Origin of the sequence: Amycolatopsis sp. NPDC051071, assembly GCF_040682875.1 — a bacterium.
Classification (GTDB): Bacteria; Actinomycetota; Actinomycetes; order Mycobacteriales; family Pseudonocardiaceae; genus Amycolatopsis.
Genome location: NZ_JBFBBY010000074.1, coordinates 13,339 through 39,480 on the forward strand (window position 1 = coordinate 13,339; position 26,142 = coordinate 39,480).

Annotated in this window: 26 protein-coding genes; 17 read left to right on the forward strand and 9 right to left on the reverse strand. The window is 68.7% G+C overall.

Annotated elements, in window-relative coordinates:
* Positions 1–24 precede the first annotated feature (24 nt).
* Positions 25–204: an LPXTG cell wall anchor domain-containing protein gene (locus AB0M65_RS23160; RefSeq protein WP_364030960.1), complete on the reverse strand. Its 180-nt coding sequence runs from the start codon at positions 202–204 to the stop codon at positions 25–27.
* A 14-nt stretch (positions 205–218) separates the two neighbouring features.
* The gene (locus AB0M65_RS23165; RefSeq protein ID WP_364030963.1) at positions 219–995 is read right to left on the reverse strand and encodes a choice-of-anchor P family protein; all 777 of its coding nucleotides are present in this window, start codon (positions 993–995) and stop codon (positions 219–221) included.
* A 427-nt stretch (positions 996–1,422) separates the two neighbouring features.
* Here AB0M65_RS23165 and xrtP point away from each other — a divergent pair, with 427 nt between their 5' ends.
* Together xrtP and AB0M65_RS23175 are read left to right on the forward strand one after the other, a co-directional pair.
* Positions 1,423–1,926 (forward strand): exosortase P, encoded by a 504-nt coding sequence (gene xrtP, locus AB0M65_RS23170; RefSeq protein WP_364031026.1) that lies wholly within the window; start codon positions 1,423–1,425, stop codon positions 1,924–1,926.
* Positions 1,926–3,311, forward strand: coding sequence for a glycosyltransferase family 2 protein (locus AB0M65_RS23175; RefSeq protein ID WP_364030966.1), 1,386 nt, complete (start codon positions 1,926–1,928; stop codon positions 3,309–3,311). Before xrtP ends, AB0M65_RS23175 begins: the two co-directional genes overlap by 1 nt.
* A 13-nt stretch (positions 3,312–3,324) precedes the next feature.
* Here the strand turns inward: AB0M65_RS23175 and AB0M65_RS23180 are convergent, their stop codons facing one another.
* Entirely contained in the window at positions 3,325–5,226 is a 1,902-nt protein-coding gene (locus AB0M65_RS23180; protein ID WP_364030969.1) for a peptidoglycan recognition family protein, read from the reverse strand.
* A 140-nt stretch (positions 5,227–5,366) separates the two neighbouring features.
* Here AB0M65_RS23180 and AB0M65_RS23185 point away from each other — a divergent pair, with 140 nt between their 5' ends.
* Entirely contained in the window at positions 5,367–6,029 is a 663-nt protein-coding gene (locus AB0M65_RS23185; protein WP_364030972.1) for an HAD-IA family hydrolase, read from the forward strand.
* Between the two features lie 144 nt (positions 6,030–6,173).
* Here AB0M65_RS23185 and AB0M65_RS23190 read toward each other — a convergent pair whose 3' ends face one another.
* Positions 6,174–6,335, reverse strand: a complete 162-nt coding sequence (locus AB0M65_RS23190) for a hypothetical protein (protein ID WP_364030975.1) — start codon at positions 6,333–6,335, stop codon at positions 6,174–6,176.
* Positions 6,336–6,702: 367 nt separating this feature from the next.
* Here AB0M65_RS23190 and groES point away from each other — a divergent pair, with 367 nt between their 5' ends.
* Positions 6,703–6,996 (forward strand): co-chaperone GroES, encoded by a 294-nt coding sequence (groES, locus tag AB0M65_RS23195; protein WP_009072407.1) that lies wholly within the window; start codon positions 6,703–6,705, stop codon positions 6,994–6,996.
* Between the two features lie 100 nt (positions 6,997–7,096).
* On the forward strand, positions 7,097–8,710 hold the full coding sequence (groL, locus tag AB0M65_RS23200) for a chaperonin GroEL (protein WP_364030978.1): 1,614 nt from the start codon (positions 7,097–7,099) through the stop codon (positions 8,708–8,710).
* 260 nt (positions 8,711–8,970) lie between these two features.
* On the opposite strand, the gene AB0M65_RS23205 is transcribed toward groL, so the two are convergent.
* Positions 8,971–9,273, reverse strand: coding sequence for a WhiB family transcriptional regulator (locus tag AB0M65_RS23205; protein ID WP_037335869.1), 303 nt, complete (start codon positions 9,271–9,273; stop codon positions 8,971–8,973).
* A 210-nt stretch (positions 9,274–9,483) separates the two neighbouring features.
* Between AB0M65_RS23205 and AB0M65_RS23210 the strand changes: the two genes are divergently transcribed.
* From AB0M65_RS23210 to AB0M65_RS23230, 5 genes are all read left to right on the forward strand, one after another.
* Positions 9,484–10,437, forward strand: coding sequence for a MerR family transcriptional regulator (locus AB0M65_RS23210; protein WP_364030981.1), 954 nt, complete (start codon positions 9,484–9,486; stop codon positions 10,435–10,437).
* A gap of 9 nt (positions 10,438–10,446) precedes the next feature.
* On the forward strand, positions 10,447–11,286 hold the full coding sequence (locus tag AB0M65_RS23215) for a hypothetical protein (protein WP_364030984.1): 840 nt from the start codon (positions 10,447–10,449) through the stop codon (positions 11,284–11,286).
* A gap of 140 nt (positions 11,287–11,426) precedes the next feature.
* Entirely contained in the window at positions 11,427–12,023 is a 597-nt protein-coding gene (locus tag AB0M65_RS23220) for a response regulator transcription factor (protein ID WP_003073605.1), read from the forward strand.
* Positions 12,024–12,404: 381 nt separating this feature from the next.
* A complete protein-coding gene (locus AB0M65_RS23225; RefSeq protein WP_364031029.1) occupies positions 12,405–12,977 on the forward strand; it encodes a sigma-70 family RNA polymerase sigma factor in 573 nt (190 codons plus the stop codon).
* Complete coding sequence (locus AB0M65_RS23230) at positions 12,978–13,925, forward strand: anti-sigma-D factor RsdA (RefSeq protein ID WP_364030987.1); 948 nt, start codon at positions 12,978–12,980, stop codon at positions 13,923–13,925.
* A gap of 90 nt (positions 13,926–14,015) precedes the next feature.
* Here the strand turns inward: AB0M65_RS23230 and AB0M65_RS23235 are convergent, their stop codons facing one another.
* Positions 14,016–14,402 carry a DUF5319 domain-containing protein gene (locus tag AB0M65_RS23235; protein WP_364030990.1) on the reverse strand — a complete coding sequence of 129 codons (387 nt, stop codon included), beginning with the start codon at positions 14,400–14,402 and terminating at the stop codon, positions 14,016–14,018.
* Positions 14,403–14,537: 135 nt separating this feature from the next.
* Here AB0M65_RS23235 and guaB point away from each other — a divergent pair, with 135 nt between their 5' ends.
* From guaB to AB0M65_RS23250, 3 genes are all read left to right on the forward strand, one after another.
* Positions 14,538–16,049 carry an IMP dehydrogenase gene (gene guaB / locus AB0M65_RS23240; RefSeq protein ID WP_364030993.1) on the forward strand — a complete coding sequence of 504 codons (1,512 nt, stop codon included), beginning with the start codon at positions 14,538–14,540 and terminating at the stop codon, positions 16,047–16,049.
* 82 nt (positions 16,050–16,131) lie between these two features.
* Positions 16,132–16,602 (forward strand): DUF3574 domain-containing protein, encoded by a 471-nt coding sequence (locus tag AB0M65_RS23245; protein ID WP_364030996.1) that lies wholly within the window; start codon positions 16,132–16,134, stop codon positions 16,600–16,602.
* A gap of 172 nt (positions 16,603–16,774) precedes the next feature.
* A complete protein-coding gene (locus AB0M65_RS23250) occupies positions 16,775–17,908 on the forward strand; it encodes a GuaB3 family IMP dehydrogenase-related protein (RefSeq protein WP_364030999.1) in 1,134 nt (377 codons plus the stop codon).
* Positions 17,909–17,937: 29 nt separating this feature from the next.
* Here AB0M65_RS23250 and AB0M65_RS23255 read toward each other — a convergent pair whose 3' ends face one another.
* Positions 17,938–18,933 carry a WYL domain-containing protein gene (locus tag AB0M65_RS23255; RefSeq protein WP_364031002.1) on the reverse strand — a complete coding sequence of 332 codons (996 nt, stop codon included), beginning with the start codon at positions 18,931–18,933 and terminating at the stop codon, positions 17,938–17,940.
* Positions 18,934–19,046: 113 nt separating this feature from the next.
* On the opposite strand from AB0M65_RS23255, the gene AB0M65_RS23260 reads away from it, so the two are divergent.
* From AB0M65_RS23260 to AB0M65_RS23275, 4 genes are read left to right on the forward strand one after another with little or no spacing between them, the layout of a single operon-like run.
* Entirely contained in the window at positions 19,047–19,523 is a 477-nt protein-coding gene (locus tag AB0M65_RS23260; RefSeq protein ID WP_364031005.1) for a VOC family protein, read from the forward strand.
* Between the two features lie 55 nt (positions 19,524–19,578).
* Positions 19,579–21,285: a GMC family oxidoreductase gene (locus AB0M65_RS23265; protein ID WP_364031008.1), complete on the forward strand. Its 1,707-nt coding sequence runs from the start codon at positions 19,579–19,581 to the stop codon at positions 21,283–21,285.
* 9 nt (positions 21,286–21,294) lie between these two features.
* Positions 21,295–22,017: a maleylpyruvate isomerase family mycothiol-dependent enzyme gene (locus AB0M65_RS23270; protein WP_364031011.1), complete on the forward strand. Its 723-nt coding sequence runs from the start codon at positions 21,295–21,297 to the stop codon at positions 22,015–22,017.
* 52 nt (positions 22,018–22,069) lie between these two features.
* Entirely contained in the window at positions 22,070–23,524 is a 1,455-nt protein-coding gene (locus AB0M65_RS23275; RefSeq protein WP_364031014.1) for an FAD-binding oxidoreductase, read from the forward strand.
* Here AB0M65_RS23275 and AB0M65_RS23280 read toward each other — a convergent pair.
* Both AB0M65_RS23280 and AB0M65_RS23285 read right to left on the reverse strand, forming a co-directional pair.
* Positions 23,521–24,966, reverse strand: coding sequence for an aldehyde dehydrogenase family protein (locus AB0M65_RS23280; protein WP_364031017.1), 1,446 nt, complete (start codon positions 24,964–24,966; stop codon positions 23,521–23,523). The two genes, AB0M65_RS23275 and AB0M65_RS23280, sit on opposite strands and share 4 nt — an antisense overlap.
* A 56-nt stretch (positions 24,967–25,022) precedes the next feature.
* Positions 25,023–26,057 carry a zinc-dependent alcohol dehydrogenase family protein gene (locus AB0M65_RS23285; protein WP_364031020.1) on the reverse strand — a complete coding sequence of 345 codons (1,035 nt, stop codon included), beginning with the start codon at positions 26,055–26,057 and terminating at the stop codon, positions 25,023–25,025.
* Positions 26,058–26,142: the final 85 nt, after the last annotated feature.

The window sequence follows — 26,142 nt, forward strand, 5'->3', positions numbered from 1 at the left end:
GCGGCCGTTCCGCGGAGGGAAGCGTCAGCTTCCCTCCTTGCCGAGCCGTTTCGTGCGGCGATAGCCGGCGATGACCGCGATGGTTCCGAGAACCAGCAAGATCAGCCCGATCGCCAGCCACCAGCCGACATCGGCCCCGGTGGCGGCGAGGGCACCCACTCCGCCGCCGGCGACGCCGACTCCGGCGCCAGGCAACTTGTACATCTGGACCTCGCTTCTCAGGAGGTGGTCGCCGGACGACGGCCGCGGGCGACCCGGATACCGACCGGAACCGCGACGGCGCCGAGCAGGCCGAGACCGATCCACAGTCCCGCGCCGGAAGCGAGCGGCACGGGCAGACCGGCCGGTCCGCAGGTGGCGGACGAGACGATCACGTCGCCGGAGCCGAGCGGGTTGAGCGCCTGGCCAAGCAGCTTCACGTGGATCGCGTTGACGGTCAGGCTGCCGTCGTTGTTCTTGATCTGCTCGTTCAGGATGATCGTCGCGACGTTGATGTCGCCAAGACCGACCTTGATCTGGGTGTTCGGTGCCGGCGTCGAGTCGACGGCGCCCGCGCTGCCGAGCTTCGCGCCGACCAGGGTGGTCGCACCCAGCACGCCCTTCTGGGTCGCGTTGCAGGTGGCTTCGACGACCTTGACGCTGACGTCGCCGAGAGCGCCCTTCAACAGCGGCAAGCCGACGTCGGCGGTGCTGGCTTTGGCCGTCACGGCACCGGAGTTGTCGTCGCGTTTGGCCTCGGTGTTGATCGCGCCCGCGGTGAGCACACCGGTGAGGTTGGCCTTCGCGAGGCTGTTGGTGGTCGGCCCCGCGGTCTTCGCCTCGGCGAGCGGCCCGGCCTTCACCGCGTCGAGGCCGAGGAGTTTCACATCGACCTTGACGCCATACGCGGAGCCGTCACCGGGGGCCGCCGAGGCGGGCACCGCACCGGCGAGAGCCACGCTCGCCACCACAGCGGCGAGTACTCCGCCCCGTCGCAAGAGGTGCGTGTTCTTCAACTGGTCCTCCGAATTGTTGGTGGGGAGTTTTTCTCACACTGCGGCCCGCGCATTGGTGTGACCGTCGCGGACGAATCCTCAGCCGGACTGACGCGGCTCGCGGATCGTCTATCGCCGAGTGTTTCTTAAATTGCACAGAAATCTTCGAGTACCACCGGATCAGGTGGTCTTGACGCCTTTTGTCGCAGGTCGCGGACAACGTCACTCGTTCGGCCTAGCCAGTTTCTCCACGATCGTGCCGAAAGGCCTCGCGATCACGTTGTGAATGCGGACCCGGTCGAAAGAGCCGGTTCCCGCTCACTTATTCTCGTCGGTGAGGCCACTGTCCGCCTCGTCGGATCCCATCGTCCGCAGCGTCTTTCCTGAGAGGGTCACCGTGGCCGTCGCGAGCGCTCCTTTGCCTGGTTCCAGCCGGTTTCCGCTGCGTATCGCGGTACTGGCGGTCATCGCCGTCGCGGTCGGCCTGGTGCTGGCCGAACGCCTTTACCGCGTGTTCGAAGTGCAGTTCGCCGGGGCGATACTGAGGGTTATCACCACATCGGGTGTCTTTGTCGCCGGTGAACGCGAGACTGTCTACTTTGGGTTGTCCGGCAATACTCCACTCGGGTTACGAATGACGCCGGAATGCTCCTCGGCATTCATGTTGTTGCCACTGTTGCTGGTGACCGCCGTCATGTTGTCTTTCCGCCCGAGAAATGCGAAGAGGCTGTTCTCTTCGCTGGCGATTTCGGCGGCCGTTGTCATTCTTGTCAATCAGTTGAGGGTTTTGGCGATCGCGGGGCTCGTGAACTGGCTCGGCGTGGACGAAGGTTATTACTGGGGTCACACCTTGCTCGGTTCGATGGTCAGTGTCCTCGGCGGCGCGGTCGCCCTCGTCCTGTTCGTCTGGCTGGGCACCCGCAAGTCGCGTGCCGAACGCGAGGCCGCCTGATGGGTGGCGGCTCGATCAAGATCCTGCTGGCGATCACCCAGGCGTTCGCGCTCACCATGAGCGTCGCGTTCATCGTGTACGTCGTCGTGATCGTCGTGCCGTACCTGCGGCGCAAACCCGCGCCGGTCGGCGATCCCGCCGAGTACACCTGGCATTTCTTCGTGCCGTGCCGGGATGAGCAGACCGTCATCCGCGAAACGGTGCGGTATCTGCGCTCGACGTTCCGGCACGCGCACGTCTGGGTCGTCGACGACGACTCCGAGGACCGCACGGCCCGGGTGGTCCGCTCGCTTTGGCGGCGCAACGGCGGTTTCGACCCGCACCTGCACCTCGTCCCGCGGCGCCGCCCGGAAGCGCGGACCGGCAAGGGAGACGCGCTCAACGCCGCGTACCAGGCACTCAACGACTGGATGGGCCCGGACACGAGCCGGGACGACGTGGTCGTCGTGGTCGTCGACGCGGACGGCCGCCCGGCGGAGAACTGCCTCGAAGTGTGCGCCGCGGACCACCTCTTCGGCGACCGGACGATCGGTGCCGTCCAGCTCGACGTCTGGATGGGCAACGCCGACAGCCGTCCGCCGGGGAAGAACTGGTTTTCGCGCGCCTTCGGCCTGAAACTCGCGCAGATGCAGGATCTCGAGTTCCGCACGGCCATCGCGGCTATCCAGACGTCACGCGGGTTCACCGGCACGATTTCCATGGGCGGCAACGGACAGTTCACCCGGCTGTCCGCATTGGACTCGATCGCCGGGCCGGACGAACAGCCGTGGCGCGGTTCGCTGCTGGAGGACTTCGAACTCGGCGTGCATCTGCTGACAGCGGGCTGGCGCACCGGCTTCACGCCGGACTCGCATGTGAAGCAGGAGGGGCTCTACAGCCTGCGGCGGTTCCTGGTGCAGCGCACACGCTGGGGCCAGGGGACCATGCAATGCTCGCGGTATCTGCGGCGGATCTGGGATTCACCGCATGTGAGCACGCTGGGCGCGGCGGAGATGATGTACTACCTGGCGCAGCCGTGGATGCAGTTGCTCGGCTCGCTGCTGTACCCGATCCCGTTCGTGCTCCTGCTGTTCAGCACCGCCGGGGATCCGGCGCAGGTTTGGACGTGGTTCACCGACGGCGCCTGGATCCTGTTCGCGATCTACGGTTCGTTCGGGCTGCTGCCGTTCGTCGTATGGGGCCCGATCTACGAGGTGAAATGCCGGAAGAGCCTTAACCTCCTGCGTGGTTTCGGCATGGGGCTCGCCTACGCGCTGTACATCTACACGTTCTACATCACGTCGTGGCGCGCGTTGTTCCGGTTGGTGCGCGGCCGCAACGGCTGGTCGAAGACGCGACGGAACACCGAGCACGCCCCCGGGGTCAAGGTCGCTCTCGACTCCTGACCCGGGACCGGCCTCAGAACGCGGGCAGGACGCGGACGTCGTCCGCCTTCACGAACGCGACGCGGTGTCCGAACTGGATTTGCACGTAGCGCGTCTTTCCTTTGACGACAACGTGTTCGGCTGGATCGAACGTCGTCGCCGAGTAGTACTCGGAGCCGAGCAGGTTGCCGACCGAGTACCGCTGGCCCGCCGAGAACTTGTAGGGCAGCGGGATGACTTGCTGCACCGGCACGTTCGCCGGGTAGGCCTCCGGCTCGGGATACGCGCGCCCGAACACCGGAATGGTTTCCAGACCAGGCTTCGGCGTGACGACCAGGCCGAACGCCGGGCTCGTCGTGCGCTGGTCACGGAACCAGCCCTTCTGTCCGAGGTACCAGATCGCCGTCCAGCCGTCACGCCGCTCCGCGACGACGTAGCGCTGGCCGGTTTCCGCCCGGCTCCCGATGTCGGAGACGGCCATCGTGCTCGCCGAACCGTCCGGGCGCAGGCCGATGTCCTTGAGCAGCGGCGCCGAGTCGGTCGGCTCGCTGCGCAGGACGACCGAACCGGAACCCCTGACGGGGCAAGGCTTTCCGGCCGTTTCACAGCCGGTGAACGCGGGCTGGTTCGTCGCGAAGTCCGGTGTGATGGTCACCAGCGGCGAGCCGGGACGGCCGAGGCCGGACAGCGGTGCGCCCATCAGATCGAAGTAGTGCGACCAATCCCAGTAGGGCCCCGGGTCCCAGTGCATGCCCTTGATCGTCGACGGGATCGTGCCCGGCACGTTGTCGTGGCCGAGGATGTGCGCGCGGTCGAGCGGGATGTCGTACTTCCGCGCGAGGTAGCCGACGAGTTTCGCGGAGGTGCGGTACATCGCCTCCGTGTACCAAGTGCCCTTCGCGGCGAAGCCTTCGTGCTCGATGCCGACGGACTTCGCGTTGACGTACCAGTTGCCCGCGTGCCATGCGACGTCCTTGGTCGGCACGTGCTGCGCGATCTGGCCGTCGGCGGAGCGGATCGTGTAGTGCCAGCTCACGTACGTCGGGTCCCGGACCAGGTCCATCGCCGTGTCCCAGTAACCCTCGGTGTCGTGGATGATGATGTATTCGATCTTCTGGCTCTTCGGCCGGTCCGCCTTGTCGTGGTTGCCGTAGTCGTTCTTCGGCAACTCCTGGTACGGCGCCGGCACCGAAAGGCACGAGACCTTCTTCGGGCACTCGGTCTTCGGGTTGTCGGCTTGGGCGCGCGTCCTGCTCATCGGCGTCGCGGCGAGGGTGACGTTCTGGCCGTCGTCGGTCTTCCGGGCGACGCCCGCGGAGATCGTGTCGAAGACTTCGTCGGCGAAGGCCTGCGCACCCGCCGTGTCCTTCGCGCCGCTGTAGCGCGAAACGGCGCTATACCAGTCCTTGTCGCCGGTTTCGCGTTGGTACTTCGCCAGCAGAGCGGCGCCACCGCGGATGTTCTGCGTGGTGTTCGTACGCAGCGTCGTGACGTCCTGGCCGATCAGCGCGGACGCCTCGTCGATGGTCTGGAGGCCGGGCGGAGGAGTCCTCGGCGCCGGTGTCGACGGGAGTTTCGCCTGGCGCGCGTCGTCGCCACGCGGGTCCTCCCCGCCTTCGTCGTGATGCGTGCCGGCGCCCGCTTCGCGCAGGTCGGTCAGGTGCATCGGACCGTAGCCGGCGGACGTGCTCGGGGTACCGGCGTTGAAGTCCCAGCGCGACTCCAGGAACGAAACGCCGAGCAGGACGTTCTCGGGGACGCCGAACTCTTGCGCGGCGGCAGCGAAGTCCCGCTGGCGTTGCTGATCCGCCGGGGCGGCGTCGGCGGGGACGGCGGCGAGGAGGCCCGCCGCGAGGGTGAGGACCGCGAGTCCGGCGGTCCGTTTGGACCTGCGCCGGAGCGGTTCGAGGGCTGCGGGACGGAAGGGACGCGGCATGGGCGTGTACCCCCAGTGTCTAGGTCTGCTGAACAGGACCGACCCCAATGTCGGAACCTAACCAGAAACGCGCCCCCTTCGTAAGGTCCCTCCGACTTGCGTTTAGCGGGCTAATCGCGATCCGATGGCAAGGTGGGGGCATGACTGGGGTGCGGGAGCTACTGCAGGACAAGGACCACGTCTTCCTCGATTTCGACGGGCCCGTGTGCGACGTGTTCGCGAGGCTGCCGGCACGGGAGGTCGCCGACCGGCTCAAGCAGCTCGTCGGGCCAGGGCTGCCTCGTGAAGTGAGCGCCTCGGCCGATCCGTTCGACGTGCTCCGGTACGCGGCTTCGTGCGGCCCGAACGCCGCGCACGTCGTCGAGCGGCAGCTCAGCAGGCTGGAAAACGAGGCCGTCTCGCTTGTCTCGCCCGCCCCTGGCGTGCCGGAGCTGATTCGCGAGTGGGTGTCGCAGGGGTTCACGGTGACGATCGTCAGCAACAACTCCGTCGAAGCGATCCGGGCCTTCCTCACGGTGCACGAGCTCGCCGGGCACGTCCGCCGGATCAGCGCGCGGGCGATGAGCGATCCGGAGCACCTGAAGCCCCAGCCCGCGCTGCTCGATGCCGCGGTGAAGGCTCTCGGCACCTCGCCGGGGAAGTGCGTGATGGTCGGGGACTCCGCCGCGGACGTCCTTGCCGCTCGCGCCGCCGGTGTCGCTTCGGTCGCCTTCGCGACTACGCCCGCGAAGCGCAAGTCCCTCGCCGCTCTGGCCCCGGATGCTCTCGTGAGCGACCTCGCCGACCTGCGTTTAGCCCCCTAATCGCGATCCGGGGCCCGGCCCGCCCGAACCGCCGCCGACCTGCGTTTAGCGGGCTAATCGCGATCCGGCGGGTGCCCGGCCTCCTGGGTGCCGCCCAGGGCTCCGACCTGCGTTTAGCCCCCTAATCGCGCTCTGTGGGGCCGTTCACCAGGCGTGCCCGGCCAGCAGGCCCACGAAGAGCGCCATCCCGACATGGTTGTTGCCGCGACGATCCACAGTGACGGCTTGCCCTGTTGTCGAGATCCACAGCGCCCACAACGTCGGCCACAGGAACAGCAGTGCGCCGATCGGCTGGTCCGCCCGCATCAGGCGCAGGTAGACCGGTAGTTTGTCTGCTCGGGGAGCGGTGGCATCGTTCGTCCCCTCCGCTGCCCGTCCGCAGGTAACGAAGTAGGTGTGCGGCCGGGGACTTGGCTCGAAGAGGCAAGGAGCTGTGCCCGGCCAGGCACGCGCGGCCGGGAGCGATGCGGGAACCGGTGGAACAAAACGGCCGGTCAGGAGCTTGGAGACGTCATTTTCACCGGGTGAGTGGACCCTCCTTGCGAAGCTGGCACTCACATGGCTAGAGTGCTAATTGCACGGCCCGAACACGCCCCGGCACCCGCGACGGCGGGGGTGGTAGGAGCCGTAACTAATCCTGCCAACGCTTTCGACGACCGTGGAGGTCAACCCGGTGAGCGTGAACATCAAGCCGCTCGAGGACAAGATCGTTGTCCAGACGAGTGAGGCCGAGGAGACGACCGCTTCCGGCCTCGTCATCCCCGACACCGCCAAGGAGAAGCCCCAGGAGGGCAAGGTTCTGGCCGTGGGCCCGGGCCGGATCGACGACAAGGGCAACCGCGTTCCGCTGGACGTGGCTGTCGGCGACGTCGTCATCTACTCCAAGTATGGCGGCACCGAAGTGAAGTACAACGGCGAGGACTACTTGATCCTTTCCGCTCGCGACGTGCTGGCCGTCATCAACTGACGTCCGCTCTCAGCGCATGACGCCCCGGGCCCCGCATTGCCGGGGGACGGGGCGTTCGTGTTTTCCGAGCTTTAGAACTGGAAGGTAAGCGGAACAGGCTATGCCCAAGCAGATCAGTTTCGACGAGGACGCTCGTCGCGCGCTCGAGCGTGGGGTGAACAAGCTCGCCGACGCGGTCAAGGTCACCCTCGGCCCGCGCGGTCGCCACGTTGTCCTCGACAAGAAGTTCGGTGGCCCGACCATCACCCTCGACGGCGTCACCGTCGCTCGCGAGATCGAGCTCGACGACCCGTTCGAGAACCTCGGCGCCCAGCTCGCCAAGAGCGTCGCCACCAAGACCAACGACGTCGCCGGTGACGGCACCACGACGGCGACCGTGCTCGCCCAGTCGCTGGTGAAGGTCGGCCTGCGCAACGTCGCCGCCGGTGCCAACCCGACGGCCGTCGGCCGCGGCATCGAGGCCGCCGCGGAGAAGGTCATCGCGGTTCTCAAGGAGAAGGCGACCCCGGTCAAGGGCCGCGACAACATCGCCCAGGTCGGCACCGTCACCTCGCGTGACGCGGCCATCGGCGCCCTGCTCGGCGAGGCCGTCGAGCGGGTCGGCGAGGACGGCGTGATCACCATCGAGGAGTCGTCCACGCTGGCGACCGAGCTCGTGATCACCGAGGGTGTGCAGTTCGACAAGGGGTTCCTGTCGGCGCACTTCGCGACCAACCCGGAAGAGCAGAAGGCGATCCTCGAAGACGCCTTCATCCTGCTCGTCCGCGAGAAGATCTCGGCGCTGGCCGACCTGCTCCCGGTGCTGGAGAAGGTCGTCGAGGCCAAGAAGCCGCTGCTGATCGTCGCCGAGGACGTCGACGGCGAAGCGCTTTCGACCCTCGTGGTGAACTCGCTGCGCAAGACGATCGTCGCCGTCGCGGTCAAGGCGCCGTTCTTCGGTGACCGCCGCAAGGCGTTCCTGGACGACCTCGCGGTCGTCACCGGTGGCGAGGTCATCTCGGCCGAGATCGGGCACAAGCTGTCCGAGACCACGCTCGCCCAGCTGGGCGGCGCGCGCCGGATCGTCGTCACCAAGGACGACACCACGCTCGTCGACGGTGCCGGCACCAAGGACGACATCACCGCGCGGATCTCGCAGATCCGCAAGGAGATCGAGAACACCGACTCCGACTGGGACCGCGAGAAGCTGCAGGAGCGGCTCGCGAAGCTGGGCGGCGGTGTCGCGGTGATCAAGGTCGGCGCGGCCACCGAGACCGAGCTCAACGAGCGCAAGCACCGCATCGAGGACGCTGTGGCGGCGACCAAGGCGGCCGTCGAGGAGGGCATCCTGCCCGGCGGTGGCTCGGCGCTGGTCCACGCGGTCAAGGAGCTCGAAGACGGTCTCGGCCTCGAGGGCGACGAAGCGACCGGTGTCCGCATCGTACGTGACGCGCTGTCCGCCCCGCTGTTCTGGATCGCGACCAACGCGGGCCACGAGGGCGCTGTCATCGTCAACAAGGTGCGGGAGCAGAGCTGGGGGCACGGTTTCAACGCCGCCACCGGCGAGCTGACCGACCTGCTGGCCGCCGGCATCGTCGACCCGGTCAAGGTGACCCGGTCCGCGGTGGCGAACGCCGCGTCCATCGCCCGGCTCGTGCTGACGACGGAGAGCTCCATCGTCGAGAAGCCGGTCGACGAGGAGCCCGCCGCGGGCGGTCACGGCCACGCGCACTAGCTCCACCCGTTCCACCCCGAAGCGGGGCGGTACTCCACTCGGAGTGCCGCCCCGCTTCTTTGGTCCCGGGGCCCTCCGACGTGCGTTTAGCCCCCTAATCGCGCTCCGGCGGGAGCGGCGTCACCGGCTGCGCTGACGTGCGTTTAGCGGGCTAATCGCGCTCCGGGCCCCGGAGCGGGCGAAGGGGGCAGGGGCCGGGAGACGCGGCAGGGCGGCACCCCACCCGGATGCCGCCCTGCCGCGTTGCCGAACCCGCCTGATCAGCCGTTCGACATGCTCAATGTGCGCTTGTCAGCCTTGATGATGTGCTCGCGTTCCGACTCCGACAGCCCGCCCCAGATCCCGTATGGCTCGTGCACGGCGAGCGCGTGGTTCCGGCACATGGCCAGTACCGGGCAGGCCAGGCATACGGCTTTGGCCCGCGCCTCGCGGCGGGCTCTCGCCGGCCCGCGTTCGCCGTCAGGGTGAAAGAAGGACGCGCTGTCCATGCCTCGGCACGACCCCTCCAGCTGCCAGTCCCATACGTCGGCGTTGGGTCCCGGGAGCCTGCGTGTGTCTGCCATCCTGACCGCCTCCGTCATCCGGTCGAAGCGTTTAACCTGCTCTGCTGCGCTGCGGCTACTCCATTCGATGCAACGGCGGTAACGTTAGAAGCGCGCCAATACTTGTTCAAGAGATTCGGGATGATTCAGCCGTTAGGCATCCCCCGGATGTGTGAGCACTACTTTCGGCTCCGGTTGCCGCCATCCCGCCCTGCCTGGATATTGGGACGAGTGGGATCTCGGATCAGCAGTGAAGAACCCACCCTGCCGGTGGCCTCGGTCGCTCGCCGGCTCGGGGTCGCCCCGTCCACCCTGCGAACCTGGGACCGCAGGTACGGCGTAGGACCGAGTCGCCACACCAACGGCCGCCACCGCCGCTACGGCAGTTCCGACATCGGCCGCCTGGAACTGATGCAACGAGCGTTGCTTCGCGGCGCTTCGACGGCCGAAGCGGCGAAGTACGCGCTTGAGCAGATGCCGCGGGCCGCGCCGGAACATCCGGAAACCTCCGTCGTCCAAGTGGAGGAACGGGCGGCCGCGCCGCCGCCGGAGGATCACGACGTCCCGTCCCGTCTCGCCAGACGGCTGAGCACGGCCGCGCTCGCGATGGACTTCGGCGCGGTTCAGCGGATGCTGGCCGACACGATCCGCGAACTCGGTGTCCTGTCCGCTTGGACAGGTGTCCTGTCGCCGGTCCTGACCGCGCTCGGTGCCCGCTGGCGCGGGGTCAGCGCGGGTGCCGAGGTCGAGTATCTGCTCGCGGAGTGCGTGTACGCCGCTCTCATCCGCGCGACGCCGGTGCTTCGCGAGCCGCGCAACCAGCGGCCGGTCCTGCTGACCTGCGTCCCGGACGAACGCGACAACCTGCCGATGTACGCGCTCGCCGCGGCGCTCGCCGGCCGCCGGATCGGGACCCAGCTGTTCGGCGCGTCCCTGCCGGCCGAGGTGCTGGCGGTCACCGTCCGCCGCAGTGTCCCGGCCGCGGTGGTGCTCTGGTCGGGACGACAGGCGACCGCGGACCCGCGCCTGTTCGCCAGGGTCTCCCGCGGCCGTCAGCGCAGCAGGCTGTTCGCCTGCGGTCCCGGCTGGGATCCCGCGACGCTCCCGGACAAGATCGAACTGCTCGGCGAACTCACGACGGCCGCCGATCGGATCGAGCATGTTCTTGTCGGTGCGAGGCGATAGAAAGGACGCATGGAAGCGTCCCTGCGGTCCGCGGCGTTCGGCGACGGCGTACCCCCGCCGTCACCCTTCGCGGTGCCCGCGTCGCCTCGCGGGCGGCTGCTCGCCGCGATCGGCCTCGGCGCCCGCGGCCGGTACGCGGCGGCGGCCACCCTGCTGAACGGTTTGCGCGCGAGCAAGGATCCGGTGCTCGCGTCCTTGGCCGCGAGCACGCTGGCGTCGCACCGGCGGCAGCTGGGCGGGCACGCGGCGGCGCTCGTCCTCGACGGTGAGGCGCTCGTGCTGGCGAGCACGGCGACGCGAGACGAACCCGATCCCGACGGCCTGGACGCCGAAGGGGCGCGAGCGGACGCCCTGCTCGGCCTCGCGGCGGACAACCTTGGCCGCGGCAGGCTCACGGCCGCACGGCGGCTGGTGGCACTTGCGAAGCCGCACACCGGCGACTGGCGCACCCGCACCAGGTCCGGTTGGGTGAGCGCGGAAATCGAACTGGCAAGTAACATTTCCGAGGCGGGGATCGCGCCAGCGGAAATGGCGCTGGAAACGGCGCTCGGCAGGGGCGCCCGCCGTCATGTCGTCAAATCACAACTTGTACTTGGCGTGACGGTGGCGAATGGTGGTTCCGCTGAGCGGGAACGGGCGAAGTCGCTGGTCGGAAGCGCGCGCGAAACCGCCGAGAAATACGAATTCAATTCACTTCTCTGGGTGGCGTGCCTGCTCGCGGCGGACCTCGGGGCAGGACACGCCGATGAGTATCGATTCAGAAGTGCCGAACTGTTGCACGCAGTGTTACGGCACGCAGATCCTTGCGGGAGGTGGCTCGCCCGGGAATCTCCGTGGGTCCCGCTCTGATGGCGTCTAGCCTGTTGGAGGGCCCATTCCGGCAACCGGGCTAAGAACTTTCAAAAAAAGCCACCGGATCGTGTCAAGGTTCGGGCTAAAGCGTCCGATAGGGGAAGTGGAATGTCACCCGGCTGCAGGAAGGAAACCCCGTGACGACGGTCTTGATCTGCGACGACCGACGCAGTGTCCGCGAAGGGCTCACTCGAGTGATGTCCGCGGTCCCAGGGGTCAGTCGCATCGACTGCGTAGCGCACGGTGACGAGCTGCTGGCCCGGTACTCCCGACAGCCGGTCGACGTCGTGCTGGTCGGTACCCAGCGCGCTGTCCCCACCGGCGTCGAAGCCACCAGGCGGCTCGTCTCGGCGAACCCCCAAGCGAACGTGATCGTGTTCGGCGCCCCGGACGACGCGGGCAGTATCGCCGCGGCCATCGCCGGCGGAGCCCGCGGCTACCTGCGCTGGGACGCCTCGCGTCCCGAGCTGGTCGCCGCACTGGCGCATACGCTCGCCAGCACCTCGGTGCCGGCGCCGCGTCAGCCGTCCGACCCCGGTGTCCAGCTCACCGAGCGCGAGCTTCAGGTGCTCCGCGGGATGAGCCAGGGCAAGAGCAACGGACAGATCGGCCGCGAGCTGTACCTGTCCGAAGACACGGTGAAGACCCACGCCCGCCGTCTGTTCCGCAAGCTCGGTGTGCGGGACCGTGCGCAGGCTGTCGCCCACGGTTTCCGCCGTGGACTCGTGTCCTGACAAGCTTTTCCTTATTCAACTGGTCTGAATACGGCAACGGGTGACAACGGGCCGGGGGCAAGCCCCTGGCCCGTACCTGTGTTCCCCGTCACCCTTCGCACTTTTACGCTTACCGCTCGGGCACTCTTGCCCGAGCGTGTCCGCCTCCGGGCGGACCGTCGTACCCCTCTGTGTTCCAGCTCGTTGAAAGTTCGACTACGAGCGAAGGGAACCAGGAAGACCTGGATTTTCAGCGCCCGCCGATCAGGCGGCGCGCCGGTGGCGGCCGTCAGCGAAGGCGGCGGGTCCGGGCGGTACGGTAACTGTCATCGGTAGTGGCCTCGGAAGTCACACGCCGGACTCTTTGCACGCCTATACGTAACACTGGGACTGTTGTCTGCGATGGCCAATGTGGGGGACGGACTGGATGAGCCGGTCGCCGCTGCTGTTGAGGGAGATCCTCAAGCGGTCGAGCGGCTGCTGGCGGCCATCCGTCCTTTGGTAGTGCGGTACTGCCGCGCTCGGGTTGGCAGGCAGGAGCGTTCGTTCGCTTCCGCAGACGACGTTGCTCAGGAGGTGTGTCTCGCGGTGCTCACGGCATTGCCTTCGTACCGTGACCAGGGCCGCCCGTTCCTGGCCTTCGTCTACGGGATCGCCCAGCACAAGGTGGCCGACGCGCATCGAGCCGCGGCCCGTAACCGTGCTGAACCGGTCGCCGAAGTCCCCGACGAGATCGAGGGCGGCGTCGGCCCCGAGCAGCGCGCCCTCCAGGGCGAGCTGAACGAGCGGATGGCGCAGCTGCTGCGCGTTCTCCCCGACAAACAGCGTGAGATCGTGGTCCTGCGCGTGGTCGTGGGATTGTCCGCCGAAGAGACGGCCGAGGCCGTGGGGTCTACTCCCGGCGCCGTCCGGGTGGCCCAGCATCGCGCCCTAGCGCGCCTACGTAAGGTTCTGGCCGCTGAGGAGGTGATCTGAGTGACCGATCGCGACCGTCGGTTCTTCACTGGGACCGATCATGAACTGACGGCCTTCGAGAGAGGGCTGACGTCCTCCGAAGCCGAGTTCGCCGCGGATCTGTCGGCCGTGCAGGCCGACGACGCGCTGCTCGACGCTCTCGGCGGCCCGGATCCGAAGATGGCCGACGACCTCGGCGATCAGGAACTCAACGCGTTGCTGCTCGCTTGGCGGCGTGACATCGACAGTGAACCGCTCGCGGAACTCGTCGACGTCGACACGGCCGTCACCACCGTGAAGACCGCCGCGCTCGCCCGCAAACACGGGGGAAGACGCCGGCTGCTGGTCCCGGTGGCCGCCGCGGCGGCCGTCCTGGCCATCGCCTTCGCCGGTACCGGTCTCGCCGCGAAGGACGCGCAGCCTGGTGACACGCTCTGGGGCCTGACCAAGGTGCTTTACGCCGACCACGCCCGGTCGGTCGAGGCCGCGGCGGCGGCCAAACTCGATCTGGAGAAGGCCAACCTCGCGCTCGCCGGAGGCCGCCTCGACGACGCCCGCAAGGCGCTCGACGAGGCACAAGCCGCGCTGAGCCAGGTGACCGACGAAGAGAACCGCGACCAGCTGCTCGAACAGCATCGCCAGCTGAGCGCGCAACTGCAGAACCCCGGCCAGCCTCCACTGCCGCCCGAGGGGCAGCAGCCGTCGCAGACCCCGCAGCCGACCGCTCCGCAGCCGACCCCGCAGCCTTCCGCTTCGCCGACGTCGCTGCCCGGAGGCGGTAACCCCGGCACGACCCTGCCGGGTACCTCGACTCCCACACCGACTCCGCCGACCTCGACGAGCGAGCCGCCACCGCCCACGACGTCGACGACACCGCCCGCCTCGGGCAACGACCCCGGCGGGTCGCGCAACGAGCCGTCGCCGGGTGCCGGAGCACAGGCGCCCGCCGCGGCCAGCGAGACGAAGTAAGTACCTCAGAACGCCGAAAGGGCCTGGTGAGATCTCTCTCACCGGGCCCTTTCGTTTTGGCTCAGAGCGCCTTTAGCGGGCTAAACGCGCTCAGTAGGCGCTCTCGTTGGCTGTGACGCCGTCCGCGAAACCGCGGCAGTAGTCCCAGCTCACGTAGTCGCCGGGATTCGGGTCGAAGGCGGGTTCATGCGGCCGCATCCGGCCGTCGGCGAGCAGTTGCTCAAGGCTGGCGCGGAGCAGATGCCAGTCGTGATAGTGGGGTTCGTCGCATTCACCGCAGTCGACCACGATCCCGCGTACCCCGCGCGGTTCGAGAAGCGCCTGGTAGACGGCGAGATCGGAGAGGTCGGCCAGCAACTCGGTGCGCTCGTCGTCGCTGATCGGCTCGTCAAGCCGTTCAGCGTCGTCGATGAACGCGCGGGCCGGGTCGTCCGGGTCATCCGCGAACGGGTCTGGGGGCAACGCATCTTGCGGCACGCCTGCACGCTACCGGGCGCCCACCCGGGCCGAGCGCCCGCCCGGCCCGGATATCATGAGGGGCAGGCCCTCGCCGTGCTGCCACCAGCCACGGCGGCCCCCATTAGTCACCGCTAGGAAGGCCGTTCGCCTGCTATGACCAGCGACAGCGTCACCGCCCCCGTCCCGAGCAAGTTCGCCATGCTCGGGCTGACCTTCGACGACGTGCTGCTGTTGCCGGCCGAGTCCGACGTGGTGCCCAGTGCGGTCAGCACCCGCACCCGGCTCTCCCGCAACGTCACCCTGAACATCCCGCTGGTTTCCGCCGCCATGGACACGGTCACCGAAGGCCGGATGGCGATCGCGATGGCACGCCAGGGCGGGATGGGCGTGCTGCAGCGCAACCTGCCGATCGACGACCAGGCGTCCGCGGTCGAGGTCGTCAAGCGTTCCGAAGCGGGCATGGTGACCGACCCGGTCACGTGCTCGCCCGAAGACACCCTCGCCGAGGTCGACGCGCTGTGCGCGCGGTTCCGGATCTCCGGCGTGCCGGTGACCGACGCCGCCGGGACACTGGTGGGCATCATCACCAACCGTGACATGCGGTTCGAGGTCGACTACACGCGTGCGGTGCACGAGGTGATGACGAAGCTGCCGCTGGTCACCGCGCAGGTCGGCGTCACCGCCGAAGCCGCGCTGGGCCTGCTGCGCCGCCACAAGATCGAGAAGCTGCCGATCGTCGACGGCGCGGGCAAGCTGCGCGGGCTGATCACGGTCAAGGACTTCGTCAAGACGGAGCAGTACCCGAACGCCTCGAAGGACACGAACGGCCGCCTGATCGTCGGCGCCGCCGTCGGCGTCGGCCCGGACGGGCACAAACGTGCGATGGCGCTGGCCGACGCCGGCGTCGACGTGCTGATGGTCGACACCGCGCACGGGCACTCCCGCGCCGTCGTCGAGACCGTCGCGCTGCTGAAGAAGGAACTCGGCGAGACCGTCGACATCGTCGGCGGCAACGTCGCGACCCGGGCCGGCGCGCAGGCGCTGGTGGACGCGGGCGCGGACGGGATCAAGGTCGGTGTCGGACCGGGCTCGATCTGCACCACCCGCATCGTCGCCGGGGTCGGCGTGCCGCAGATCTCCGCGATCTACGAAGCCGACCAGGCGGCTCGCCCGGCCGGTATCCCGGTGATCGGCGACGGCGGCATCCAGTACTCGGGCGACATCGCGAAGGCGATCGCGTCGGGTGCGTCCACCGTGATGCTCGGCAGCCTGCTCGCGGGCACCGCCGAATCGCCCGGTGACCTGATCCTGGTCAACGGCAAGCAGTTCAAGACCTACCGCGGCATGGGCTCGCTGGGCGCCATGCAGTCGCGTGGCCAGGCGAAGTCGTACTCGAAGGACCGCTACGCGCAGGACGACGTGCTGAGCGAGGACAAACTGGTCCCCGAGGGCATCGAGGGGCGCATCCCGTTCCGCGGACCGCTCGCGAACGTCGTGCACCAGCTGGTGGGCGGGCTGCGTTCGGGGATGGGCTACGCGGGCGCGTCGACGATCCCCGAGCTGCAGGAGGCGCAGCTGGTGCGGATCACCGCGGCCGGGCTCAAGGAGAGCCATCCGCACGACATCACGATGACCGTCGAGGCGCCGAACTACACCACCCGGTAGTTCCGCCCTTTAGGACACTTACGCGTCCGGGTCCGTTCTCGGGAGACTTGGTCCGCCGATCAAGTCTCCTGGGAGGAACCCGATGTCTTTCTCGCTGACCACTTCACGGCGGACCCTGCTGGCCGTCTTCGCCGCCGCGGCTCTCGGGCTCGGCGGCGGAGTGGCCGCTTCCGCCGCTCCGGCGTCCGCGCCTGTTTCGGGTGCCGTCGACACCCAGGCGTCGCCAGGTGACCTGTGGAAGCGCACCGAGCTGTACTTCGGCACCACGAAACCGGGTGGCGGCGAGCTGACCGACGCGGAGTTCACCGCGTTCACCGACAAGGTCGTCACCCCGCGGTTCCCGGACGGGTTCACCGAGCTGACCGGTCGCGGCCAGTGGCGCGGATCGGCCGGGGTGATCTCGCGGGAGAAGTCGAAGGTGATCATCGTCGTGTATCCGTTCAGCGACCACGACGCGAACCGGGAGATCGAGGAGATCCGGACCGCCTACAAGAAGGCGTTCTCGCAGGAATCCGTCCTCCGGACCGACTCCGTGGAGAAGGTCTCCTTCTGACCCTTCAGCCCCACCCGTCCCACTGGCGTGCCTTTAGCGGCCTAAACGTGAAACGGGTGGGGCGAGTGGGGCTGGAGTGACTTCGGGCCCGGTTCGGGAGCCCCGTGCGCAGGTCACCCACGCGGCCTAGCGACAATGGGGTGTAAGGGTCGTCGGTGAGAAGGGACTTGACGTGCGGGATCTGGTCGAGATCGGCATGGGCCGCACCGCGCGGCGGGCGTATGACCTCGATGACGTGGAGATCGTGCCGTCGCGGCGCACCAGGTCGTCGTCGGTCGTGTCCACCGCCTGGCAGATCGACGCGTACCGGTTCGAGCTGCCGCTGGTCACGCACCCCACCGACGCGATCGTGTCGCCGGGTACCGCGGTGGCAGTCGGTGAGCTCGGCGGGCTGGGCGTCCTCAACGCCGAAGGGCTCTGGGCGCGGCACCCGAACGTCGAGGACGCGATCTTCCGCCTCGTCCGGGCCGCCGAGGACACCGAGGACCCGACCGCGATCGTGCGGGAGCTGCAGGAACTGCACTCCGCCCCGATCCGGCTGGACCTGCTGACCGAGGCGATCAAAACCGTCCGCGAGTCCGGCGTCACCGTGGCCGCGCGGGTCAGCCCGCAGCACGCCGCGGAACTCACGCCGGATCTGCTGGCGGCCGGCGTCGAGATCCTGGTCGTGCAGGGCACGATCATCTCGGCCGAGCACGTGCAGCGCGACGCCGAGCCGCTGGACCTCAAGGACTTCATCGGGCGGCTCGACGTCCCTGTGATCGCGGGCGGTGTCAGCGACTACCGCACCGCGATGCACTTGATGCGGACCGGTGCGGCGGGCGTCATCGTCGGCCACGGCGCCACCCGCGGCGTGACGAGTACCGACAGCGTCCTCGGGATCGGGACGCCGATGGCGACCGCGATCGTCGACGCCGCCGCCGCGCGCCGCGACTACCTCGACGAGACCGGCGGCCGGTACGTGCACGTGCTCGCCGACGGCGGGATGAGCGTGTCCGGCGACATCGCCAAGGCCATCGCCTGCGGTGCCGACGCCGTCATGCTGGGTGCACCGCTCGCCGCCGCCTCCGATGCGCCGGGTCAGGGGCTCTACTGGACGGCGGCCGCCGCGCACCCGTCGCTGCCGCGTTCGCGCGTGGCACTGGGCCCGGACTACGCCGTCGACCTCAAGACGCTGCTCTTCGGCCCGTCCTCGGACGCCGAGGGCGTCGTGAACCTCTTCGGCGCGCTTCGCCGCGTGATGGCGAAGACGGGCTACTCGGACCTGAAGGAGTTCCAGCGCGTCGGTCTGACCGTGCGCCGCTGACCTGCTGCGCCGCCCGGCCCGGAGCGCGTTTAGCCCGCTAAAGGCGCACCGGGCCCTGCGGCGCGGCCGGCGCGAAGGGACAGCTCGGCGAACGCAGCACGCAGCTCCGGCGGAGCGACCACCTCGATCTCGGCGTCGAAGCGTGCCAGCGCCGCCGCGAGAGCGGCCCAGGACCAGGACCCCGACGTCAGCCTGGTCCGGGTGCCGCCGAGGTCCTCGACGACGCCGTCACCGGCGAACGGCGCCACCTCCGCCGCGGGCAGGTCGAGGATCACCTCGCCGCGGCAGGGCCAGGCGTCCGTGCTCTCGGAGCCCTTGAACCGGGCCGACAAGAAGGCGGTCATGTCGCCACCCGGCACTTCACGGGGCGCGAACCGTGGTCCGGTCGGGACGCGCGGTGTCATCCGGTCGGCACGGTAGGTCCGCCAGTCGTCGCGGTCGGGATCCCAGCCGACGACGTACCAGCGCCCGGTCCGCACCACGAGGTGATGGGGTTGCACCCGGCGCGGTTGGGCGTCCTCAGTGCGCCCCGGCGGGCGGTAGTCGAACCGAAGCTCCTCCTCGGCGCGGACAGCGGCACTCAGCGTGAGCAGGATCCCGGTGTCCACCTGGCGATCGGCGCCGGGCCCGGCCGCGCTGATCTCGAGGGCGTCGACGCGCTGCCGCAACCGCGACGGCAACACTTGCCGCACGGTGGCCAGAGCCCGCGCGGCCGCCTCCTCGATGCCCGCACCCGTTCCGACGGCGATCCGCAGCGCCACGGCCAGCGCGACGGCCTGCTCCTCGTCGAACAGCAGGGGCGGCAGCTGAGTGCCCGCTTCGAGCCGGTAGCCGCCGTCAGGACCCTTGACCGCCTGGACCGGGTAACCGAGTTCGCGCAGCCTGTCGACGTCCCGGCGCACTGTGCGCTCGCTGACGCCCAGCCGGTCGGCGAGCAGGCCGCCCGGCCAGTCACGGCGGGCCTGCAGCATCGACAGCAGGGACAGCAGCCGGCTGGAGGTCGTCGTCGAGGAGGCGATCGGCATGGTTTCACCCTGCCATAAGTAGCGGACGTTCCCTGACCGGTACTGCTGACATCGTGGTTCTCGTCGCCGGAAACCTCCGGCACCAAGAACCACTCGTGAAGGACCGGAACACCATGTCGCTCAACGCTGTCGCCCACCTGAACTTCCACGGCCAGGCCCGCGAAGCCCTGGAGTTCTACCAGTCGGTCTTCGGCGGTCAGCTCACCGTCGCCACCTACGCCGACTTCGGGATGCCCGCCGAGCTGCCCGGCGCCTCCCACGTCGTGTTCGGCCAGGTCGTCGCCGACAACGGCTTCCGGGTCATGGCCTACGACGTGCCCGGCGAGCACGCGCCGACGGCCCCGGGCGCGCCCAGCACGCGTCGCGAAAACGGCACCACGATCACCAAGGAGCCGTTCTTCCTGTCCGTCCGCGGCGAGAGCGTCGACGAGGTCACCCCCGTGTGGGAGGGCCTCGCCCAAGGCGCGGCCGTGATCGAGGCGTTCGGCCCCGCCCCGTGGGCTCCCGCCTTCGGGATGCTCGCCGACCGCTTCGGTGTTACCTGGATCGTCGACGTCGCGGCCGAATACACGCAGACGGGTGGAAGGTGACTGGCCGGTAACTTACCTCTGGTCAGAAGGGGTGGCCGGGGTTACAGTCGAGGGTGTGACTGCCAGTAACACCACCACTGAAGACGACTTCGACTACGACGTGATCGTCGTCGGCTCCGGGTTCGGCGGCAGCGTCGCCGCACTCCGCCTGACCGAGAAGGGCTACCGCGTCGCCGTCATCGAGGCGGGCCGCCGCTTCGCCGACGACGAGTTCGCGAAGACCTCCTGGGACGTTCGCCGCTACGTCTGGGCGCCCCAGGTCGGCTGCTTCGGCATCCAGCGCATCCATATGCTCAAGGACGTCATGGTGCTCGCCGGCGCGGGCGTCGGCGGCGGCTCGCTGGTCTACGCGAACACGCTGTACCGGCCGCTGAAGCCGTTCTACGTCGACCCGCAGTGGTCACATATCACCGACTGGGAGTCCGAACTCGGACCGCATTACGACCAGGCCAGCCGCATGCTGGGCGTCGTCACCAACCCCAGTGTCACGCCGTCCGACGTCGTGATGAAGGGCGTCGCCGAGGACATGGGCGTCGTCGCGTCGTACCACCCGACGCCCGTCGGCGTGTACTTCGGCAAGCCGGGGGAGCACGCGGAGGACCCGTACTTCGGCGGCGCGGGCCCGGCGCGCACCGGCTGCACCGAATGCGGCGCCTGTATGACCGGCTGCCGCGTCGGCGCCAAGAACACGCTGGTCAAGAACTACCTCTACCTCGCGGAGAAGGACGGCGCGCAGGTCATCCCGCTCACCACCGTGAGCGCGATTAGCCCGCTGAACGCAGGTGGGTACGAGGTGAGCATCAAGAAGACCGGGACGACCTCGCGCAAGTTCCGGCACAAGCTCACGGCCGCGCAGGTGGTGCTCGCCGCCGGCACCTGGGGCACGCAGAACCTGCTCCACAGCATGCGTGACACCGCCAAGCTGCCGAAGCTCTCGCCCCGCCTCGGCGAGCTGACCCGCACCAACTCCGAGGCCATCATCGGCGCCGCCCGCACCTCGGTCGACGAGGACCGGAACTTCAGCCGCGGCGTCGCGATCACGTCGTCGATCCATCCCGACGACAACACGCATATCGAGCCCGTCCGCTACGGCAAGGGCAGCAACGCGATGAGCCTGCTCCAGACCATCGCGACCGAGGGCGATTCGGCGGTTCCGCGCTGGCGCCAGGCGCTGAGCTTCATGGTCAAACACCCGGCGCAGACGGTCCAGCTCCTCAACGGCTACCGCTGGAGCGAGCGCACGGTGATCCTGCTGGTGATGCAAAGTCTCGACAACTCCATCACCACCTACACCAAGCGCGGTCTCTTCGGCCGCCGCAAATACACGTCGAAGCAGGGCCACGGCGAGCCGAACCCCACCTTCATCCCCGCCGGGCACGAGGCCAACCTCCGCACCGCCGAGCGGATCGGCGGGATGGCGGGCGGCACCTGGGGCGAGATCTTCGACATCCCGCTCACCGCGCATTTCATCGGCGGCGCACCCATCGGCACGGCGTCCGGCAACGGGGTGATCGACCCGTACCACCGGGTCTTCAACTACCCCGGACTGTCCATTGTGGATGGATCGGCGATCACCGCGAACCTCGGCGTGAACCCCTCGCTCACCATCACCGCGCAGGCCGAGCGGGCGTTCTCGCTGTGGCCGAACAAGGGGGAACCGGACAATCGGCCGTCGCAGGAATCGCCGTACGCGCGTCTTGAACCGATTCCCCCCAAGAACCCGTCCGTTCCGGCGGAGGCACCCGCGGCCCTGCGGCGGTAATCTGGCGGAGTGACCGCTGCCGAACGCGCCCATGCCCTGCTTGATCGCATCCGTGTCCTGCACGACGAATGGGTGCTCGTGGCCCGCGGGCTCGGCGAGGACACCGTGCACGGGCCCAGCGCGTTGCCCGGCTGGACGCGGGCGCATCTGCTCTCGCACGTCGCGCGCAACGCCGACGGCCTCGGCAACCTGTTGACCTGGGCGAAGACCGGCGTCGAGACACCGATGTACGCCACGGCCACGGCTCGCGACGAGGGCATCGAGGCCGGAGCCGACCGTTCCGCCGCGGCGATCGTCGCCGACGTCGTGGACTCCGGCGAGCGGTTCACGGACCTGGCCGCGTCCCTGCCGGACGAGGCGTGGGCCGGTGAGGCGCGTGATCGACAGGGCAGGCCGATCACCGGTGAGGCAGTGCTGCGCAAGCGGCTGGCCGAAATCTCGATCCACCTCGTCGATTTGGACTCCGGTTACGACTTCGACCGGGTCTCCGGGCTGCTCGGCCAGATGTTCGAGGTGGTGGTGAGCAGTGCGATCGCCTCGTACGGCGACGGACTGCCCGCGGTCCTCCTGGTCGCCGTCGACGGCGACGGCACACGGCACGAGTGGCGGATGGGCACCGGCGATCCGGCCAAGGTGACCGGCGCGCCCGGTGACGTCCTGGCCTGGATCACCGGCCGCGCCGACGGGTCCACTTTGGACGGCGAAGTGCCGCCGCTGCCGCATTGGCTGTGACTCGGCCGGGTGAGTGCGGCAACCCGATCGCGGCTCAGGCGTCTTCACAACTATGAAGTTGGGGCGAAGGAACTTCCTCAAGCTCGCCGGCGCTGCCGCGGCGGGGGCGGCCGCGACGGCGTGCTCTGCCGCACCTCCGGTGCGGGCGCCCAGTTCGGCACCCGGCACTTCGCTGCCACCGAGCGCCAGCGTCACACCGCCGTCCGGGCCGCCGGACTTGGCCGCGTTGCGGAACAAGGTTTCCCTGCTGCTGCCGGGGGATTCCGGTTACGACAGTGCCAAACGCGTGTTCAATCCGGCCTTCGACGGCCTCAAACCCGCCGCGATCGCGAACTGTGCCAAACCGGAAGACGTGCAGGCGGTGATCGAAGCGGCCGCGCGACGGGTGCCGATCGCCGCTCGCGGTGGCGGCCACAGCTATGCCGGCTATTCCGTTCCTGACGGTGGCCTGATGATCGACCTCGGCGGCATGTCCTCAGTGGACGTTCGAGGCGAACAGGTCGTGATCGGCGCGGGCGCGAAACTCAAGGATGTCTACGCCACCCTCGGCGGCGCGGGCCGCTGTCTGCCCGCGGGTTCTTGTCCCAGTGTCGGGATCGCCGGACTCACGCTCGGCGGCGGTATCGGTGTCCTCGCCCGCAAGTACGGGCTCACTTGCGATCACCTGGTGTCCGCGCAAATCGTCACGGCGGACGGGAAACTTCGCACCGCCTCGGTGGATTCCGAGCCGGAGCTGTTCTGGGCGTTGCGCGGGGGAGGTGGCGGAAACTTCGGCGTGGTCACGTCGTTCACCTTCCGCACCGACCCGTCGCCCTCGGTCGTTTCGGTTTTCTCCCTGCACTTCCCGGCGGGCAGTGCGAACGAAGTCCTCGCCGAATGGCAGCGGTGGCTTCCCGACGCCCCGCCGGAGTTGTGGGCGAACGTCGTACTCTCGGGTGGATCCCCGGTCGGCGCAAGGGTTTCCGGCTGCTACGTCGGCGATTCCGCCTCGCTGGGCAAGGTGCTGGACAAGCTGACCGGCGAGGTCAAGGGTACGCGGACGGTGAAACAGCTCGACTACCTCGGTGCCATGAAGTACTTCTCCGGCAGCGAAAGCCGACAGTCCTTTGTGGCCTCATCGCGGATACTCGGCGAGGTGGTGGATCCCGCGAAGCTGACGTCGATCCTGAACGGCAAGCGGGGAATGGACCTGCTGGTCGACGGGCTCGGTGGCGCCGTCGCCGACGTCGCCCCGGACGCCACCGCGTTCTGGCACCGGAAAGCAATCGGCAGTGTGCAGATCTACAGCCAGGCCGACACACGCAATCGTTCCACGGCAACGGATTCCGTCGCCGAAGTGGCGAACGGGATCGGGCTGGGCGGCGGCTACGTCAACTACATCGACCCCGCCCTGCCCGACTGGATGACGGCCTACTACGGCGACAACGCCACCCGCCTCAAGCAGGTGGCGAAGACCTACGACCCCGACAAGGTATTCGGTTTCGCGCAGGCCGTCACCCCGGCTTAGAGGTCGATGCCGGTGAAGACGGTGACCCGTTCCTCGGTGAGGTCGTGCATCGCGGCGAGGACACCCTCGCGGCCGACGCCCGATCCCTTGACGCCGCCGTACGGCATCTGGTCCGCACGGTAAGACGGGACGTCGCCGATGATCACGCCGCCGACTTCTAGTTCGGTCGACGCGTAGAACGCGAGATGCATGTCGCGGGTGAACACCCCGGCCTGCAGGCCGTACGCGGATTCGTTGACCGAAGCGAAAGCCTCGTCGACTCCCTCCACAATGGACACCGCGAGCACCGGGCCGAAGATTTCCTCCGCCCAGGCCTTTGTGGACGGTGGGACGTCAGTCAGCACGGTCGGTTCCACGGTCGCGCCCTCCCGTTTGCCGCCCGTGAGGATCTTCGCGCCCGCGGCGACCGCCTCGTCGATCCACGCCACGATCCGTTCCGCCGCGGCCTCGTCGACGACCGGTCCCACATCGGTGTTCTTGTCGTAGGGGTCACCGGTCTGCTGCGACTGGACCGCTTCCACCAAAGCGGGCACGAATTCTTCGGCGACCTCGCGCTCGACGATCACCCGCTGCACCGCGATGCAGGACTGGCCTGCCTGGTAGTTGCCGAACGTCGCGATGCGGTGCGCCGCGCCTTCGGGATCCGGCCAGTCGCGGAGCACGACGGCCGCCGCGTTGCCGCCGAGTTCGAGCACGATGTGTTTACGCGGCGCGGCGTCCGCCAGCGACCAGCCGACGGGCCCGGATCCGGTGAACGACACGACGGGCAGCCGAGGGTCGGCCACCAGCGCCGAAGTCTCCTCGTTGCCGAGCGGCAGCACCGAGAACGCGCCCTCCGGCAGGTCCGTCTCGGCCAGGATCTCGCCGAGGATCAGTGCGGAGAGAGGCGTGCGCGGCGCGGGTTTGACGATGATCGGCGCGCCGACCGCGAGTGAGGGCGCGACCTTGTGCGCCACCAGGTTCAGCGGGAAGTTGAACGGCGCGATGCCCAGGACGGGGCCGCGCGGAATGCGGCGGGTGATGGCCAGCCTGCCCTCGCCCGCCGGGTCGGTGTCCAAGCGCTGCAGATCGCCGCTGAACCGGCGGGCCTCCTCGGCCGCGATCCGGAACACCGACACCGCGCGCCGCACCTCGGCGTCGGCCCATTTGAGCGGTTTGCCGTTCTCGGCGGTGATGACCTCGGCGATCTCCTCGGCCCGGCCGGCGATGACCCGCGAAACGTGATCGAGTGCCGCGGCGCGGCTGTGCGACGGCGAGCGGCGGAACTCCTTCGCGACACTTGCCGCCGCGCTCACCGCGCGTTCGACCTGCTCCGGTCCGGGCACCGCGACGGTCGCGACTTCGCTTCCGTCGTAGGGGTGGTGCACGGTGAGCGTCGACGCGCCCTGCTCGGGGCGGCCGGCGATCCAGGCCGGTCGCGGCTCCGGGGTGATCATGTCCATAGGTGACAAGGTATTCCGGGTGGGTGTCCGAGGTGTGAACACCCACTCGACTTTAGTCACGGTTTGACGAGCACCTTGAGCGCTTCGCGGTCCGCCATCGCGCGGTAGCCGTCGGGGACCTCTTCGAGCCCGATGGTCCGGTCGAAGACCTTGCCCGGCTGATACCTGCCCTCGACGACGTCGTCGAGCAGTTCGGGAATGTAGTGCCGCGCCGGGGCGACACCGCCGGTGACGGTGATGTTGCGGCGGAACAGCGGCGGGCCGATCGGGCCCTCGTCGTACTGCGGCACGCCGACGCGGCTGATCGTGCCGCCGGGGCGGACGGCGCCGACACCCATCTCGAAAGCGGGCTTCGTGCCGACGCATTCGAGAACGGTGTGAGTGCCTTCGCCGTTCGTCAGTTCTCGAACCTTCTCGATGCCTTCGTCGCCGCGCTCGGACACGACGTCCGACGCGCCGAACTCGCGGCCGAGGTCCGTCCGGGCCTGATGACGTCCCATCAGGATGATTCGCTCGGCGCCGAGGCGCTTCGCCGCGAGGACCGCGGAGAGCCCGACGGCGCCGTCGCCGATGACGGTGACCGTCGTGCGCTCATTCACGCCTGCCTTGGTCGCGGCGTGGTGCCCGGTCGGAAAGACATCCGAAAGAGTGAGCAGCGACGCGAGGAGGTCGTCGTCCTCGGTATGCGGCAGTTTGACCAGCGTGCCGTCGGCCTGCGGGACGCGGACGGCCTCGCCCTGGCCGGCGTCGACGCCCTTCGCGCCCCAGAAACCGCCGTGCAGGCACGAGGTGTGGAGGCCTTCGCGGCAGAACTGGCAGGTGTTGTCGGAGTAGACGAAGGGAGCGACGACGAGGTCGCCGGTTGTGAGCGTGGTGACGTCGGAACCGACGGCTTCGACGGTGCCGAGGAACTCGTGGCCGATCCGGGCACCGCGATCCCTGGCGGGCATGCTGCCGTACGGCCACAGGTCGCTGCCGCAAATGCAGGAGCGGACGACGCGGAGGACCACGTCGGTGGGTTCGCTCAGCTTCGGGTCCGGGACGGTCTCGACGCGTACGTCGCCCGCGCCGTAGATGACGGTCGCTCGCAAGGCGGGTCCTTTCCTGGGCTCGCCTCAGTATGGTCGGAGCGCGTTTAGCCCGCTAAACGCGAGTGGGCGCCAGAGCGCGTTTAGC